Here is a 13,489-nt window from a genome sequence, read left to right as displayed (position 1 = left end):
TGGGTGCTCATTGGGGTGTCTCCAGGGGGGAAGGGTCAGGCGCGTGGCTGCAGGCGGGTGCCGCCACTCATCAACATGCGCGGCAGCGGCATCTGCAGGAAGTCGTGGGGGAAGGACGGGGCGACGGCACTGAGCGAGTCCAGCCGTGCCAGCGCCTCGGCCGGCAGCTGCAGGTCCAGCGCGGCCAGGTTGTGCTCGAACTGGGCCAGGGTGCGGGCACCGACGATGGGCAGGGCACCGGCGCCCGGGCGCTGCAGCAGCCACGCCAGGGCGACCTGTGCCGGCGAATGCGACAGTTCCTGGGCGATCTGTGTCACTTCATCGGCGATCTGCAGCGAACGCGCGGTCAATGCGCCATTGATCAGGGCGACGTTGCGGCGCGAGCCACCCGGCGTAGCAGCCAGCACCTCGTCCTGGGCCAGGTCGCTGGCGCTGTACTTGCCGGTCAGCACGCCACTGCCCAGCGGCGACCAGGCCACCACACCCAGGCCCAGCGCTTCGGCCATCGGCAGCAGTTCGTGCTCCACGCTGCGCTGGATCAGGCTGTACTCGATCTGCAGGGCCACCAGCGGGGCCCAGCCGCGCAGGTCGGCCAGGGTCTGCATGCGCGCGATCTGCCAGGCCGGTGTATCGGAAATGCCGGCGTAGAGCACCTTGCCGCTGCGCACCAGATCGTCGAAGCCGCGCATCACCTCATCCACGCCGGTGGTGTCGTCCCAGGCATGCAGGTACAGCACGTCCAGGTAGTCGGTGCCGAGCCGGCGCAGGCTGTCCTCCACCGAACGCCGCATGCTCTTGCGGTGGTTGCCGGCGTTGTTGGGGTCGCCCGGCACGGTGGCCAGGGTGTACTTGCTGGCGATCACCAGGCGCTCGCGCTGGCCCTGGGCGAAACGGCCGAGCAGGGTCTCGGCGCTGCCGTCGGTGTAGTTGTTTGCCGTATCGACGAAGTTGCCGCCACGTTCAACGTAGGCATCGAAGATGCGGCGGGCCTCGGTTTCGTCCGCGCCCCAGCCCCAGTCGGCGCCGAAGGTCATCGTGCCCAGAGCCATCGGGCTGACCCGCAGGCCGGAGCGGCCGAGCAGGCGGTAGTGGTCGAGCGACATCGCAGGTCTCCATCACGGGGGCGGTGCATCCGCCGGGGAAGCCAGCTTCCTCCTGTCGATCGTGTGGATAAACTGCGTATAAACTGACTCACCTTGAAGGCTGGCTTCACAATGGATGCCTCCGCTCCTCTGACTGCCGTGGTCGCCTTCGTCCACGTGGCCGAACATGCCAGCTTCACCCGCGCCGCCGATGCGCTGGGCGTGTCGACCTCGGCGCTGTCACAGAGCGTGCGCGCGCTGGAAGCGCGGATGGGCGTGCGCCTGCTGCAGCGGACCACGCGGCGGGTGGGCCTGACCGAACACGGCGCGCGCTTCCTGCAGCGGGTGCGAGGTGGCCTGGACCAGATCGACCAGGCCTTCGCCGAACTGGACAGCGCGCGCTCGGTGCCGGCCGGGCGACTGCGGGTGACGCTGCCGCGCATCGTCGCCGACCGCATGGTGCTGCCGCGGCTGCCCGATTTCCTGGCGCGCTACCCGCAGGTGCAGGTGGAGCTGTGCGTCGACCCGGCGCTGGCCGATCTGGTGGCCGAGGGCTTCGACGCCGGCATCCGCCTGGGCGAATCACTCGCGCAGGGCATGATCGCGGTGCCGATCGGGCCGCCCGAGCGGCAGGTGGTGGTGGCCACGCCGGCCTACTTCGAGCGCCAGGGCGTGCCGCAGACCCCGCATGACCTGCAGGGCCACGCCTGCATCGTGCACCGCCTGGCCAACGGCCGGCTGATGCCCTGGGAGTTCAGCCGCGAGGGCCACGACCTGGAGGTGGAAGTGAGCGGGCGGCTGGTGTTCAACGATGCCGGCGTCGCCCATCGCGCCGTGCTCGCCGGGCTGGGCATGGCCCAGGGCTTCGCCTCGCTGGTGGCCGACGACATCGCCGCCGGGCGGCTGCAGAGCGTGCTGCAGGACTGGCAGCCGCCGTTCCCCGGCTTCCACCTGTACTACCCGGCGCGTGAGCAGATGGCACCCAAGCTGCGGGTGTTCATCGACCACCTGCGCGAGGGAATGCACGACCGGTAGCGTCGAGCTTGCTCGACTGCTCCGCCGCCTTTGTAGAGTCGAGCCATGCTCGACTGCTCTTTGCATCAGTCGAGCAAGCTCGACGCAACGGTCAGCGGCTCGACGCCCGGCCAATGGCAGCCATCTTCCTGCCATGCCTCGACGTCTTCGCTGAAGGCCGTGCGTCGCCCATCGCGCGCGCGTTCGTAGCTGAAACCGTAGACGCGCGCGCCCTGCGTGCTCAGGTGATAGCGCCCGTTGCGGCGGCCTTCGATGCGTTCTTCCCACACGCTGTCGAACTGGGAGGGCCGGTCTTCATCCAGCACCGTCGTTTCCTGCGAGACCCGCTGCACCGGCAGGCGGCCGCGCTGCCCGGCGTACTGCACGTCGGCGCTGCCATCGTCCAGCCAGCGCCACAGCAGGTGGATGCTGTCGTTGCGGCCGCCGGTGAGGCAACGATGGTCCTGCGCCGCGGCCGCCGCTGCGGTGTCGGCCAGCAGCAAGGCAAACAGCAGCACGGCCAGCCGCCGGATCATCCGTTCAACCCCAGGCGGATGCCGAAACCGACCAGGAACAGGCCGGCCACGCGGCGCAGGACGGTGCTGATGCGCGGGTGCTGGATCAGGTGGCGACGGGCCAGGTTGCCCGCACCGATCAGCAGCGAGCAGTAGGCCACGCTGACCACGAAGATGATGCCGGCCAAGGCCGCGAACGTGGCGATGCCGTGGTGCGCGGCCGGGTCGATGAACAGCGGCAGGAAGGCCATGTAGAACAGGATCGCCTTCGGGTTGAGCAGGCTGACCAGGATCGCCTGCTGGAAATAGCGTCCGGGCTGCATGCGGATCGGGCCGGCATCGCCGCCCTCGGTCTTCGGCGTGCGCAGCAGGCTGATGCCCACCCACACCAGGTAGGCCGCACCCAGGTACTGCACCGCGTGGAAGACCAGCGGGTTGGCCTTCAGCAGCGCTGCGACGCCGGCCAGGGCCAGCCACATCAGGATCTGGTCACCGACCAGCAGGCCGGCCAGCGCGGTGTAGCCGCCGCGCACGCCGCCGCGGCCGGTGGCGGTGAGCAGGGTGAAGGTGCCGGGCCCGGGCAGGGCGAGGAACACCAGCACGGCGAGCAGGAACGTCCACAGGTCCTGGATGCCCATCCACGGCATGGCATGGCTCATTGTTGTTGCGGGGGGGCGCCATTGTCGGCCAGTGGCGGGGCCGGGGACAGGGGGCCGCCGCCATCGCCGGGCAGGCCGGACAGCAACGGTTGCAGGTGGTCGCGCAGCTGCGCGTGCAGTTGCCGCACCGCCGGCGAGAACTGCTTGCGGTGCGGGCATACCAGCTGCAGCGGGATATGGCTGCCGATGCCGCCCAGCAGCACCTGCAGGCGCCCGGCGCGCACGTCCTCGCGCAGGTCCAGCCAGGATTTGTAGGTGATGCCTTCGCCAGCCACCGCCCAGCGCCGCACCACGTCGGCATCGTCGCAGACCAGCGGCCCGCGCACCGGTATCACCACGCGCCGCCCCTCGACCTCGAACGCCCAGCGGTCGTAAGTGCGCCCACCGAGCTGGTAGGCCAGGCAGTCGTGCTCGCGCAGGTCTTCCAGCCGTGCCGGCACGCCACGCCGCTGCAGGTAGGCGGGCGATGCCGCCAGCACGCGGCGGTTGCCCTCCAGCAGCGGCAGCGCCACGTAGCTGGCATCGTCGAAGTGGCCCAGGCGGATCGCCACGTCCACCGGGTCGCGGAACACGTCGGCCACCTCGTCGGACAGGCGCAGGTGCAGCCGCAGCCGCGGGTGTGCGGCACGGAAGGTGGCCAGCCACGGCAGCAGCAGGTTGCGGCCGAAATCCGAAGGCGCCGACAGCTGCAGGGTGCCGTGCAGGTCGGCGTCCTCGCCCTGCACGCGGGCCTGGCCCTCGCGCAGCGTGGCCAGCACCTCCTGCGCATAGGGCAGGTACAGCGCGCCTTCGCCGGTCAGGCGCAGGCTGCGGGTGGTGCGCACGAACAGGCGCAGGTCCAGCTCGCGTTCCAGCCGCGCCACCGCCGCGGCCACCTGCCCGGGCAGCAGGTCGGCTTCGCGCGCGGCCTGCGAAAAGCTGCCCAGCGCGGCGGTGCGGACGAACAGCTGGAGGTCGTCGAAACGGATCATTTTCATTGCCGGAGTGAAAGTGCTGACTGATTCTGCGCCTTTCCGGGGGGCCGCGCGCGGCGCACGCTGTGGGTTCCTCTTCCCACCGGACCGCTGCCATGCGCGCCATTGCCTACACCCACGCCGGCCTGCCGATCGACGATCCCCAGGCCCTGATCGACATCGACCTGGACCTGCCGCAGCCGGGCCCGCGCGACCTGCGGGTGGCGGTGCGCGCCGTGGCGGTGAACCCGGTGGATACCAAGGTGCGCCGCAACGCCGCCACCGAGGGCCCGCGCGTGCTGGGCTGGGATGCCGTGGGCGTGGTCGATGCCGTGGGCAGCGACGTGACCCTGTTCCAGCCGGGCGACGCGGTCTACTACGCCGGGGTGATCGACCGCCCGGGCAGCAACGCCGAATACCAGCTGGTGGATGAGCGTAGCGTCGGCCGCAAGCCGGCCAGCCTCGACGATGCTGCCGCCGCGGCGCTGCCGCTGACCGCGATCACCGCCTGGGAACTGCTGTTCGACCGCCTGCGCATCGCCGAGGGCGGTGGTGAAGGCCAGACCCTGCTGGTGATCGGTGCAGCCGGCGGCGTCGGCTCGATCCTGGTGCAGTTGGCACGCACGTTGACCAAGCTCACCGTCGTCGGCACCGCCTCGCGCCCGGACACCCAGGACTGGGTGTATGCGATGGGCGCGCACCACGTGATCGACCACACCCTGCCGCTGACCGAAGGCCTGGCCCGGCTGGGCATTCCCCAGGTCGAGCACGTGGCCAGCCTGACCCACACCGACCAGCACTATGCGCAGATCGTGGAAGTGCTGGCGCCGCAGGGCCAGCTGGGCCTGATCGACGACCCGGGCCAGCTGGACGTGATGGCACTCAAGCGCAAGGCGCTGTCGCTGCACTGGGAGCTGATGTTCACCCGGCCGCTGTTCAAGACCGCCGACATGCAGCGCCAGCACGATCTGCTGAACCGCGTGGCCGAGCTGGTTGATGCCGGGGTGCTGCAGACCACGCTGGGCGAGCACTTCGGGCGCATCAACGCGGCCAACCTGCGCCGCGCGCATGCGCTGCTGGAAAGCAATCGTGCCAAGGGCAAGATCGTGCTGGAAGGCTGGTAAGGATCATGGCCAACGGCTGAGCCCCTCGTGGCTGGCCGCCCGGTCCCGCGGCCGCGCATCTGCGGATGGGCCGGGTGGGCAGGCCGCGCAGGGGACGCCGTGAATCCATCCATGGAGGCTTGTGAGCGCCATCCATGGCGCTCGCACCCCTGCGCAACCTACCCACCCGACCTCTGACAATTTCCGTGCGCGTCCAGCCACGGAAAAGAAAAAAGAAGAGCAGAAGCCGGTCGCTTCGCTCGTGTGTCGACCAAGGTCGACACCTACCAGAGCAGGTCCCGTGCCGACCAACGGTCGGCACCCACCCTCAGCAGCGGGCACCAACAGACCGCAGAAATCTGTCGAAGGCGGGGTGGGTCCGGTTGAGGGGGTGTGAGCGGCATGGATGCCGCGACCAAGCCCCCATGGATGGGTTTACGGCGTCCCCCTCAACCGGACTCACCCCGCCATCCCACGGATAGCCCGCTTCTGCTGTTGCTCTGGCTTCGGCTTCTGCAGGTGCAGGGCTGCAAGCCCTGCAAGCAAACCCCAACCCTCAGGCGACGCCGTTGTCGACGTGCGCGGCAAACCCCGGCTGCTGCCGCAAGCGCTCGAACCACACCTCGATATTCGCCAGCAGCGGCTTGCCGCCCGGCGTGCTGCGCCAGCGCTGCGTCGACAGGCCGAGCACGATGTCCGCCAGGGTGAAATCCGCACCGGCTACGTGCGCATGGCCAACCAACTGCGCGTCGAGCATCGTCATCAGGCGGTTCCACTGCGCCAGGCTCGCCTCCGCCCGCGCATCGTCCGGGTAATCGGCATGCCCGCGCACGCGCGCCATGAACACGTGGCGCCACGCCGTGTTCAGATCGGTCGCCTGCCAGTCCATCCACTGCTCCACCCGCGCCCGTGCCTGCGGCGCCACCGGCAACAGGTCGTGGCGCCCGGCGCGCGCGGCCAGGTAGCGACAGATGCTGTTGGATTCCCACAGCACGAAGTCGCCCTCGCGCAGCACCGGCACCTGTGCGTTCGGGTTCAGCCCGCGCAGCAGCTCGGCATCGGGTGCCGCATGGTGCCGCACCGCCAGGTCCAGCCCGGCGCACAGCCACAGCACCTTGCGCACGTTGATCGAGGTCGGCTTTCCGTACAGTTCGAGCATGGCCAGACGCAGCGTTTGAGACGGGGCCAGCCTACACTGGCGGCATGCAAACCGAATTCCTGCTCCTCGGCGCCCTCCTCCTGGCCGTCCTCGTCCTGCAGCTGGTCGCCCTGCTGCGCCGCCCGCCCCATGACCGCCTGGAACAGGCCGTGCGCGAGGAGGCGCGGGCCGGCCGCAGCGAACTGCGCGAACAGCTCGATGGCTTCGCCCGCGCGCTGAACGATCTGTCCACCCGCACCGACCAGCGCCTGGACCTGCTGCGCGAAGCCCTCGGCGAAGATGCGCGCAAGGCCCGCGCTGAAGCGGCCGAAAGCCAGCAGCGCAGCGGTGCGTTGATGGGCCAGCGCCTGCAGGAACTGCGCGCGCAGCTGGAAGTGTTCGGCCAGCAGCAGGAAGCTCGCATCCACGCCTTCGGCCAGCAGCTGCAGGAACTGACCACCCGCACCGACAGCCAGCTGGGCGCGCTGCGCCAGACCCTGGTGGACGATGCGCGCAAGGGCCGCGAGGAAGGCGCACAGTCGCAGCAGCGCCTGACCGAAAGCCTGGGCCTGCGCCTGCAGGAACTGACCCAGCGCAACGAACAACGCATCGCCGAGATGCGCACGACCCTGGAAGAACAGCTGCGCGCGCTGCAAAGCGACAACGCGCAGAAGCTGGAACAGATGCGCGTGACCGTGGACGAGAAGCTGCAGACCACGCTGGAAACGCGCCTGGGGCAGTCGTTCAAGCTGGTCTCCGAGCGCCTGGAACAGGTGCAGCGCGGCCTGGGCGAAATGCAGCAGCTGGCCACCGGCGTGGGCGACCTCAAGCGCGTGCTGACCAACGTCAAGACGCGCGGCAGCTGGGGTGAAGTGCAGCTGGAGAACATCCTCGAACAGACGCTCATCCAGGAGCAGTACGCGCGCGCGGTGAAGGTGCGCCCGGACAGCAACGAGATGGTCGACATCGCGGTGCGCCTGCCCGGCCGTGGCGACGACGCGCCGGTGTGGCTGCCGATCGATTCCAAGTTCCCGCGCGAGGATTACGAGCGCCTGCTGGATGCCCAGGACCAGGGCGATGCCGAGCTGGTGCGCGTCCAGGGCACGCAGCTGGAACGCGCGGTGAAGGTGCAGGCCAAGTCGATCTCCGAGAAGTACATCGTGCCGCCGCACACCACCGATTTCGCGGTGATGTTCCTGCCCACCGAAGGCCTGTACGCCGAGGTCATCCGCCGTCCCGGCCTGGTCGACCTGCTGCAGCGCGACCACCGCGTGGTGGTGGCCGGCCCGACCACCATCACCGCGCTGCTCAACAGCCTGCAGATGGGCTTCCGCACGCTGGCCATCGAGAAGCGCTCCAGCGAAGTGTGGAGCCTGCTGGGTGCGGTGAAGAGCGAGTTCGGCAAGTTCGCCGGCATCCTGGAAAAGGCCGAGAAGCAGATCACCACGGTCGGCCGCAGCATCGGCGCGGCCAGCCGCAAGACGCGCACCATCGAACGCCGCCTGCGCGGGGTGGAGACGCTGGCCAACGAGCAGGTGCAGCAGCTGCTGGGCGACCTGGGCGAGGCGGAAGAAGAGGGGGGCGAGGACGAGGCCAGCGAGGGCGAAGAGACCTGAGTGCACTGACACACCACCTGCACCACGCAATGCGTATGCTGGCGGCCTCGATCACCGCCTGCAGGTCCGACCATGCGTCTACGCTTCCTTGCCAGCCTGGCCCTGGCCGCCCTTTTGTCGGCCTGCAGCAGCACGCCGCCGGCCGCTGATGCGGCGGCACAGCCGGCGGCGGCAGACACGCCGGAGGCCACCGAGGCCTACCAGGAAGCGCGCGATGTGGATTGCCGCGCCGCCGGTGGCACCCTGCAACCGCTGGGCCGCCTGCAACGCGTGCAATGCGTGATTCCCTATGCCGATGCGGGCAAGGCCTGCAGCAGCAAGCGCGACTGCAGCGGCCAGTGCCTGGCCACGGGCGAAGCCGAGGCGGGCGTGGTGGCAACCGGCACCTGCCAGCGTGATGTCAGCCAGAACTTCGGCTGCCGCCAGCGCATCGAGGACGGCAAGGCGCAGGGCACGATCTGCGTGGATTGATCGCACGCGGCGCATCCGCGCAGCGCTATGCTGGTGGACCTTTCCCCGCCATAGCCGGAGCCCCCGCGTGAGCACCCCGATCCAGGATATTTCCCTCACCACCATCGACGGCCAGCCGTCCACCCTGGGCGATTACCAGGGCAAGGTCCTGCTGGTGGTCAACGTTGCCTCCAAGTGCGGCCTGACCCCCCAGTACGAAGGCCTGCAGGCGCTGTACGCGGAAAAGCAGGCCCAGGGCCTGGAAGTGCTGGGTTTCCCGGCCAACAACTTCCTCGGCCAGGAGCCGGGCAGCGAAGCGGAGATCCAGCAGTTCTGCCAGCTGACCTACGACGTCACCTTCCCGATGTTCGCCAAGATCAGCGTGGCCGGCGAGGACACCCACCCGCTGTACCAGCAGCTGACCGCTGCGCAGCCGCAGGCCATCGGTGAAGGCCCGCTGCGCGAGCGCCTGGCCAGCAAGGAGATTCCGATCCACGCCGCACCGGCAGTGCTGTGGAACTTCGAGAAGTTCCTGGTCGGCCGCGATGGCAAGGTCGTTGCACGCTTCGCCCCGGACGTGGCCGCCGATGACGCGCGCCTGCGTGAGGCGATCGAGGCCGCGCTGGCCGCCTGATCGCCCGGGGTCGGATCCCTTTCCAGGGGAAAGGGCTCCGACCCCGGGCCATGAGCAAAAAAAAACCCCGCCAAGGCGGGGTTTTTCATGCATGGACCACGGTGATCAGTTGGTCCAGTTCGGCATCGGCATGGCATCCACCGGAATCGGCGAATTCTCATCGTCGCTGCCGCGCTCGCGCTTGCCGCGCAGGTCGTTCTCGATCTGGTAGTTGCGGCGCTGCAGCCAGGCATCACGCACCAGCGCGTACTCATCCACCGCCGAACTGCGCAGGTCGTCCACCGCCATCAGCTGCGCGCGGGTGTCGACCAGCTGCAGGCCCTGCAGGGCGATGCGGATCTTGTCTTCCTCGATCGTGCGCATCGGCGACAGCGGCATGTCGCCCGCCAGGCCGAACACATCGCGCACGGTACGCGGGCCGAAGAACGGCAGTTCCACGTAGCGCGAACGGCGCCAGCCCCAGGCACCCAGGGTCTGCCCGAAGTCCTCGCGGCGGTTGGGCACCATCGCCTTGCTGGCCGGGTCGAACAGGCCACCGATGCCCACCGTGGAGTTCATCAGGAAGCGGCCGAGGGTATCCCACGCATCATCCGGGCGGCCCTGCAGCAGCTGGTTGAGGATGGTGACCGGCGAGCGGATGTTGCTGAAGAAGTTGCTCACGCCGGTGCGTGCGAAGCGCGGCACGACGTGGGTGTAGGCGGTCGCCAGCGGTCGCGCGATCACGTTGTCCACGCCCACGTTGAAACGGTGCACGCGGCGGTTCAGCGGCTCCCACGGGTCATAGGCAGCCGTGGTGGCGGCCGTGCCAGCGTTGCCGTACAGCGCGTCGAAATCGTCATCGCCACCGGGTGCGGCGGCGGCGGCCGCCGTGGCGGCATCAGTTTCGGCGGTGTCGGCCGGCGGCGGGGTGGCCGTCGCCGTTGCGTCGTCCGCGGCGGCAGCCGGTGCCGCTTCAACCGTGCCGGTATCGGCAGCGGGTGCATCGGCGGTGCTGGCCGGGACCACGGTGTCGGCCACCGGCGCATCGCTGCGCGCGGGCTTGCCGGCACAGGCGCTGAGCGCCAGGGCCAGGATCATCAGGGGAATGGCGCGTACGACGTTCATGTCAGCTCGCAGCAGAGGGTGCATTGAAATCCAGATCGGGCGACAGCCGGTAGGCCGCGCTCAGTTCGTTGAAACCAGCCGGGGTGCCGGAGATCGCCAGCGGGTGGCCCTGGGTGCGCGCACGCGCGGCCAGTTCGGCCAGCAGCGCCAGGCCGGCGCTGTCCACGCGCTCGACCTCGCCCAGCTCCAGTCGTGCCAGCTTTGCCGGCAGGGCCTGCAGCTGCGGCCACAAGGCGATCACCGCGGCACGGTCGAGCACCCCGCGCAGGCGCAGGGTGTCGCCTTCCAGCAGTGCCAGCGGCTTACTTGCCATTGCCGGCCGGCCCGGCCTGCATGCTGCCGCTGCGCAGGTCGCTGGCCACCTGCTTGATGCCCTTCTGGCGCAGCGGGGCGTCGAACTGGTTGCGGAAGGTCTGCACGTAGGAGATGCCTTCGATGTTGACGTCGAAGATCTTCCACTGGCCGTTGACGTTGCGCATCCAGTACTCGACCGGGGTCGGCTCGTTGCCGGCACGCACCAGCTCGGTGGCCACGCGCACGCCGCGGTTGCCCGGCAGCGGGCTCTCGCCCTTCAGGCGGAAGCTCGGCTTGCCCTGGATGTTCAGCAGGGTCGAGCCGTAGCGCTGCATCAGGCTGTCGGCCATCGCATCGGCGAACAGCTTGATGTCGGCGTCGGAGGCGCCGCGGGCGTGCGTGCCCAGCACCAGGCGCGCGGCATAGTCGCGGTCGAAGGTGCGGGTCAGTTCGCTGTCGATGTAGCTGCGCAGGCTGGCCGGGTTGCTGGTGAACTCAGCGCGGCGCTGCTGCAGGGTCGACATGATGCGGCTGCTGGCGTCGATCACCACCTTGCCGGCCTGGCCCTGCGGGGCGGCGGCAGCGGCGGGGGCGGACTGCGCCTGGGCCAGGAACGGGGTGGCCAGCAGCAGCGACGAGGCCAGCAGGGCCGGGATCAGTTTCATCTTCATGGTTGCGGTTCCGTTGCAGGCGACTGCTCGCCATCGTTGGGTTTCTGGCCAGCGCCACCGGCACTGCCACTGAACATGTACTTGCCGACCAGCTGCAGCAGGTCCACCGCCGGCTGGGTGAAGACGATCTCCTCACCGGGCTTGAGCACTTCCGGATCACCACCGGGCTGCAGACCGATATAGCTCTCGCCGAGCAAACCGCTGGTGAAGATGCCGGCGGAGGTGTCGGCCGGCAGGTCCTTGACCTTGCTGTCCATGCGCAGGGTCACGATCGATTCGAACTTCACCGGGTCCAGTTCGATCGAGGCGACCTGGCCGACGGTGACGCCGCCGATCTTCACCGGCGCCTGCTTGCGCAGCTGGCCGACCTGGGAGAAGCGTGCCTTCAGCTCATAGCCCTGGCCGCCCCAGCTCCAGCGCTGGTTGGTCGAGGCCACGGCCAGCACCATCAGCGATGCCAGGGCCAGCAGCAGGAATGCGCCGACGGAGAATTCGAGTCTGGGACCGCGTATGGCCATGTGGATTACCTGATCGAGTCGTGGTGGCCGCGCGCCCTGCGCACCGCCAAAGGAGGGGTTAGGTGAACAACATTGCCGACAGCACGAAGTTGAACATCAGCACCAGCAGCGAGGCGTTGACCACCGCGCGGGTGGTGGCCACCGAAGTACCTTCGATGGTCGGCTCGGCATGGAAACCGACGTAGGAGGCGACCAGCGCGGCGGTGCCGCCGAAGATCGCCGACTTCAGCATCGCCACGCCGAAGTCATCCCAGAAGTCCACGCTGTTGCGCAGCGCCGACCAGAACACGCCATTGTCCAGGCCCAGCACGTGCACGGCTTCGAAGTAGCTGGCACTGATGGCCAGCGAGCAGAAGATGCCGGTCAGCAGCGGCACGGTCAGCACCGCCGCCCAGAAGCGTGGCGCCACCGCCTTGGCCACCGGGTCGATGGCCATCAGCTCCAATGCTTTGATCTGGTCGGTGGCCCGCATCAGGCCCAGTTCGGCGGCGATCGAGCTGCCGGCGCGGCCGATGAACAGCAGGGCGGTCAGCACCGGCGCCAGCTCGCGGTACAGCGACAGGCCGAGCAGGGTCGACAGCGCGTCGGCCGCACCGAAGGTGGTCAGCGTGCGGTAGCCCTGCAGGGTCAGCACCAGGCCGACGAAGGCACCGCCGACGGCGATGATCGGCAGCGAGCGCGCGCCGATCTTGTAGATCTCGCGGGTCAGCTCGGCCAGGAAATCACGCGTCGGCAGCGAACCACGCAGCACGGTCAGCGAGAACAGGCCGGCGCGGCCCAGCGAACGGGTGGCTTGCACGAACGGCATCAGGCAACCCTCGCCCGCGGAGCGGCGTCGAACGGAATGGGGCCGTCGGGCTGGCCATGCAGGAACTGCCGCAGCAGCGGGTCCTGGCTGGACTGCAGCGCTTCGGGCGTGCCCTGGAACACGATGCCGCCATTGGCAATGGCGATCACCTGGTCGCAGATCGGCAGGGTTTCATGCACGTGGTGGCTGACGATGATGCTGGTCAGGCCCAGGCTGTGGTTGAGGCGCTGGATCAGGCTCATGATGACCCCGGAGGCGATCGGGTCCAGCCCGGTCAGCGGCTCGTCGTAGATCATCAGCGGCGGGTCCAGCGCCAGTGCGCGGGCCAGCGCCACGCGGCGCGCCATGCCACCGGACAGCTCGCGCGGCCAGGCATCGGCGGCGGCCAGCAGGCCTACCGCGTGCAGCTTCATCTGTACCAGCCGGCGCAGCACCGCCGCCGGCAGGCGGGTATGGGTGCGCAGGGGCAGGGCGACGTTCTCGGCCACGGTGAGGTCGGTCAGCAGGCCATTGCCCTGCAGCAGCACGCCCACGCTCTTGCGCATTTCCAGCAGCGCGCCGCTGTCATGCGGAATGGGCTGGCCGAACAGGGTGACCTCACCGGCGACCGGGCGCAGTTCGCCGGTCAGTGCCGCCAGCAGGGTCGACTTGCCGCTGCCGGACGGGCCCAGCACGGCGGTGATGCTGCCCTGTGGAACCTGCAGCGAAACGTCGCGCAGGATCGTGCGTCCGCTCCGGTCGATGCGGACGTTGGACAACTGCACCAGACTGGAGGCGGAAGCCGACATGGGCACCATTAACGTTTTTTAGACATCGAAGGGTGGGGTCAGCCGGCTGAACATAAGCAGACTGGACGGTGCAGTATTGTGGCACGTCGCGACCGGCGACAGGCCGGGACAATTCCCAGGGGTGCCGGAACAATCCATCGCA

16 protein-coding genes are annotated in these 13,489 nt (G+C 69.1%); 5 read left to right on the top strand and 11 right to left on the bottom strand.

The window, feature by feature from the left end:
- Window positions 1–35: 35 nt before the first annotated feature.
- A complete protein-coding gene (locus C1926_RS21305; RefSeq protein WP_108760577.1) occupies window positions 36–1,103 on the bottom strand; it encodes an aldo/keto reductase in 1,068 nt (355 codons plus the stop codon).
- A gap of 111 nt (window positions 1,104–1,214) precedes the next feature.
- Here C1926_RS21305 and C1926_RS21300 point away from each other — a divergent pair, with 111 nt between their 5' ends.
- Window positions 1,215–2,117: a LysR family transcriptional regulator gene (locus tag C1926_RS21300; RefSeq protein WP_079224432.1), complete on the top strand. Its 903-nt coding sequence runs from the start codon at window positions 1,215–1,217 to the stop codon at window positions 2,115–2,117.
- A 65-nt stretch (window positions 2,118–2,182) separates the two neighbouring features.
- Here C1926_RS21300 and C1926_RS21295 read toward each other — a convergent pair whose 3' ends face one another.
- From C1926_RS21295 to C1926_RS21285, 3 genes are read right to left on the bottom strand one after another with little or no spacing between them, the layout of a single operon-like run.
- On the bottom strand, window positions 2,183–2,632 hold the full coding sequence (locus tag C1926_RS21295) for a hypothetical protein (RefSeq protein WP_108760576.1): 450 nt from the start codon (window positions 2,630–2,632) through the stop codon (window positions 2,183–2,185).
- A complete protein-coding gene (leuE, locus tag C1926_RS21290) occupies window positions 2,629–3,258 on the bottom strand; it encodes a leucine efflux protein LeuE (protein WP_108760575.1) in 630 nt (209 codons plus the stop codon). The genes C1926_RS21295 and leuE overlap by 4 nt, the downstream gene beginning before the upstream one ends.
- A gap of 8 nt (window positions 3,259–3,266) precedes the next feature.
- Complete coding sequence (locus C1926_RS21285; protein WP_108760574.1) at window positions 3,267–4,247, bottom strand: LysR family transcriptional regulator; 981 nt, start codon at window positions 4,245–4,247, stop codon at window positions 3,267–3,269.
- 92 nt (window positions 4,248–4,339) lie between these two features.
- On the opposite strand from C1926_RS21285, the gene C1926_RS21280 reads away from it, so the two are divergent.
- A complete protein-coding gene (locus C1926_RS21280) occupies window positions 4,340–5,347 on the top strand; it encodes a zinc-binding alcohol dehydrogenase family protein (protein ID WP_108760573.1) in 1,008 nt (335 codons plus the stop codon).
- A gap of 535 nt (window positions 5,348–5,882) precedes the next feature.
- Here C1926_RS21280 and C1926_RS21275 read toward each other — a convergent pair.
- Window positions 5,883–6,485 (bottom strand): glutathione S-transferase N-terminal domain-containing protein, encoded by a 603-nt coding sequence (locus C1926_RS21275; RefSeq protein WP_108760572.1) that lies wholly within the window; start codon window positions 6,483–6,485, stop codon window positions 5,883–5,885.
- Between the two features lie 44 nt (window positions 6,486–6,529).
- Between C1926_RS21275 and rmuC the strand changes: the two genes are divergently transcribed.
- The 3 genes from rmuC to C1926_RS21260 all read left to right on the top strand — a co-directional run bounded on the left by rmuC (window position 6,530) and on the right by C1926_RS21260 (window position 9,164).
- Window positions 6,530–8,080, top strand: coding sequence for a DNA recombination protein RmuC (gene rmuC, locus C1926_RS21270; RefSeq protein ID WP_108760571.1), 1,551 nt, complete (start codon window positions 6,530–6,532; stop codon window positions 8,078–8,080).
- A gap of 72 nt (window positions 8,081–8,152) precedes the next feature.
- A complete protein-coding gene (locus tag C1926_RS21265; RefSeq protein WP_108760570.1) occupies window positions 8,153–8,551 on the top strand; it encodes a hypothetical protein in 399 nt (132 codons plus the stop codon).
- Window positions 8,552–8,618: 67 nt separating this feature from the next.
- The gene (locus tag C1926_RS21260) at window positions 8,619–9,164 is read left to right on the top strand and encodes a glutathione peroxidase (protein WP_079224418.1); all 546 of its coding nucleotides are present in this window, start codon (window positions 8,619–8,621) and stop codon (window positions 9,162–9,164) included.
- Window positions 9,165–9,269: 105 nt separating this feature from the next.
- Here C1926_RS21260 and C1926_RS21255 read toward each other — a convergent pair whose 3' ends face one another.
- Genes C1926_RS21255 through C1926_RS21230 form a run of 6 tightly spaced genes read right to left on the bottom strand, consistent with a single transcriptional unit; the run spans window position 9,270 to window position 13,347 of the window.
- Entirely contained in the window at window positions 9,270–10,268 is a 999-nt protein-coding gene (locus C1926_RS21255) for a VacJ family lipoprotein (protein WP_108760569.1), read from the bottom strand.
- Window position 10,269: 1 nt separating this feature from the next.
- Window positions 10,270–10,581, bottom strand: a complete 312-nt coding sequence (locus C1926_RS21250; RefSeq protein WP_079224414.1) for an STAS domain-containing protein — start codon at window positions 10,579–10,581, stop codon at window positions 10,270–10,272.
- Window positions 10,571–11,233, bottom strand: a complete 663-nt coding sequence (locus C1926_RS21245) for an ABC transporter substrate-binding protein (protein ID WP_108760568.1) — start codon at window positions 11,231–11,233, stop codon at window positions 10,571–10,573. Before C1926_RS21245 ends, C1926_RS21250 begins: the two co-directional genes overlap by 11 nt.
- A complete protein-coding gene (mlaD, locus tag C1926_RS21240; RefSeq protein WP_079224410.1) occupies window positions 11,230–11,751 on the bottom strand; it encodes an outer membrane lipid asymmetry maintenance protein MlaD in 522 nt (173 codons plus the stop codon). Before mlaD ends, C1926_RS21245 begins: the two co-directional genes overlap by 4 nt.
- A gap of 58 nt (window positions 11,752–11,809) precedes the next feature.
- Window positions 11,810–12,559, bottom strand: coding sequence for an MlaE family lipid ABC transporter permease subunit (locus C1926_RS21235; RefSeq protein WP_079224408.1), 750 nt, complete (start codon window positions 12,557–12,559; stop codon window positions 11,810–11,812).
- Entirely contained in the window at window positions 12,559–13,347 is a 789-nt protein-coding gene (locus C1926_RS21230) for an ATP-binding cassette domain-containing protein (protein ID WP_108760782.1), read from the bottom strand. The genes C1926_RS21235 and C1926_RS21230 overlap by 1 nt, the downstream gene beginning before the upstream one ends.
- Between the last annotated feature and the right edge of the window lie 142 nt (window positions 13,348–13,489).

The sequence above is a fragment of the Stenotrophomonas sp. ZAC14A_NAIMI4_1 genome (assembly GCF_003086915.1).
Classification (GTDB): Bacteria; Pseudomonadota; Gammaproteobacteria; order Xanthomonadales; family Xanthomonadaceae; genus Stenotrophomonas.
This window is presented reverse-complemented; position numbering and strand designations above follow the sequence as displayed.

Coding starts and splice junctions, on each gene's coding strand:
- C1926_RS21305 (WP_108760577.1), bottom strand. CDS start 1,103: ATGTCGCTCGACCACTACCGCCTGCTCGGCCGCTCCGGCCTGCGGGTC.
- C1926_RS21300 (WP_079224432.1), top strand. CDS start 1,215: ATGGATGCCTCCGCTCCTCTGACTGCCGTGGTCGCCTTCGTCCACGTG.
- C1926_RS21295 (WP_108760576.1), bottom strand. CDS start 2,632: ATGATCCGGCGGCTGGCCGTGCTGCTGTTTGCCTTGCTGCTGGCCGAC.
- leuE (WP_108760575.1), bottom strand. CDS start 3,258: ATGCCGTGGATGGGCATCCAGGACCTGTGGACGTTCCTGCTCGCCGTG.
- C1926_RS21285 (WP_108760574.1), bottom strand. CDS start 4,247: ATGAAAATGATCCGTTTCGACGACCTCCAGCTGTTCGTCCGCACCGCC.
- C1926_RS21280 (WP_108760573.1), top strand. CDS start 4,340: ATGCGCGCCATTGCCTACACCCACGCCGGCCTGCCGATCGACGATCCC.
- C1926_RS21275 (WP_108760572.1), bottom strand. CDS start 6,485: ATGCTCGAACTGTACGGAAAGCCGACCTCGATCAACGTGCGCAAGGTG.
- rmuC (WP_108760571.1), top strand. CDS start 6,530: ATGCAAACCGAATTCCTGCTCCTCGGCGCCCTCCTCCTGGCCGTCCTC.
- C1926_RS21265 (WP_108760570.1), top strand. CDS start 8,153: ATGCGTCTACGCTTCCTTGCCAGCCTGGCCCTGGCCGCCCTTTTGTCG.
- C1926_RS21255 (WP_108760569.1), bottom strand. CDS start 10,268: ATGAACGTCGTACGCGCCATTCCCCTGATGATCCTGGCCCTGGCGCTC.
- C1926_RS21250 (WP_079224414.1), bottom strand. CDS start 10,581: ATGGCAAGTAAGCCGCTGGCACTGCTGGAAGGCGACACCCTGCGCCTG.
- C1926_RS21245 (WP_108760568.1), bottom strand. CDS start 11,233: ATGAAGATGAAACTGATCCCGGCCCTGCTGGCCTCGTCGCTGCTGCTG.
- mlaD (WP_079224410.1), bottom strand. CDS start 11,751: ATGGCCATACGCGGTCCCAGACTCGAATTCTCCGTCGGCGCATTCCTG.
- C1926_RS21235 (WP_079224408.1), bottom strand. CDS start 12,559: ATGCCGTTCGTGCAAGCCACCCGTTCGCTGGGCCGCGCCGGCCTGTTC.
- C1926_RS21230 (WP_108760782.1), bottom strand. CDS start 13,347: ATGTCGGCTTCCGCCTCCAGTCTGGTGCAGTTGTCCAACGTCCGCATC.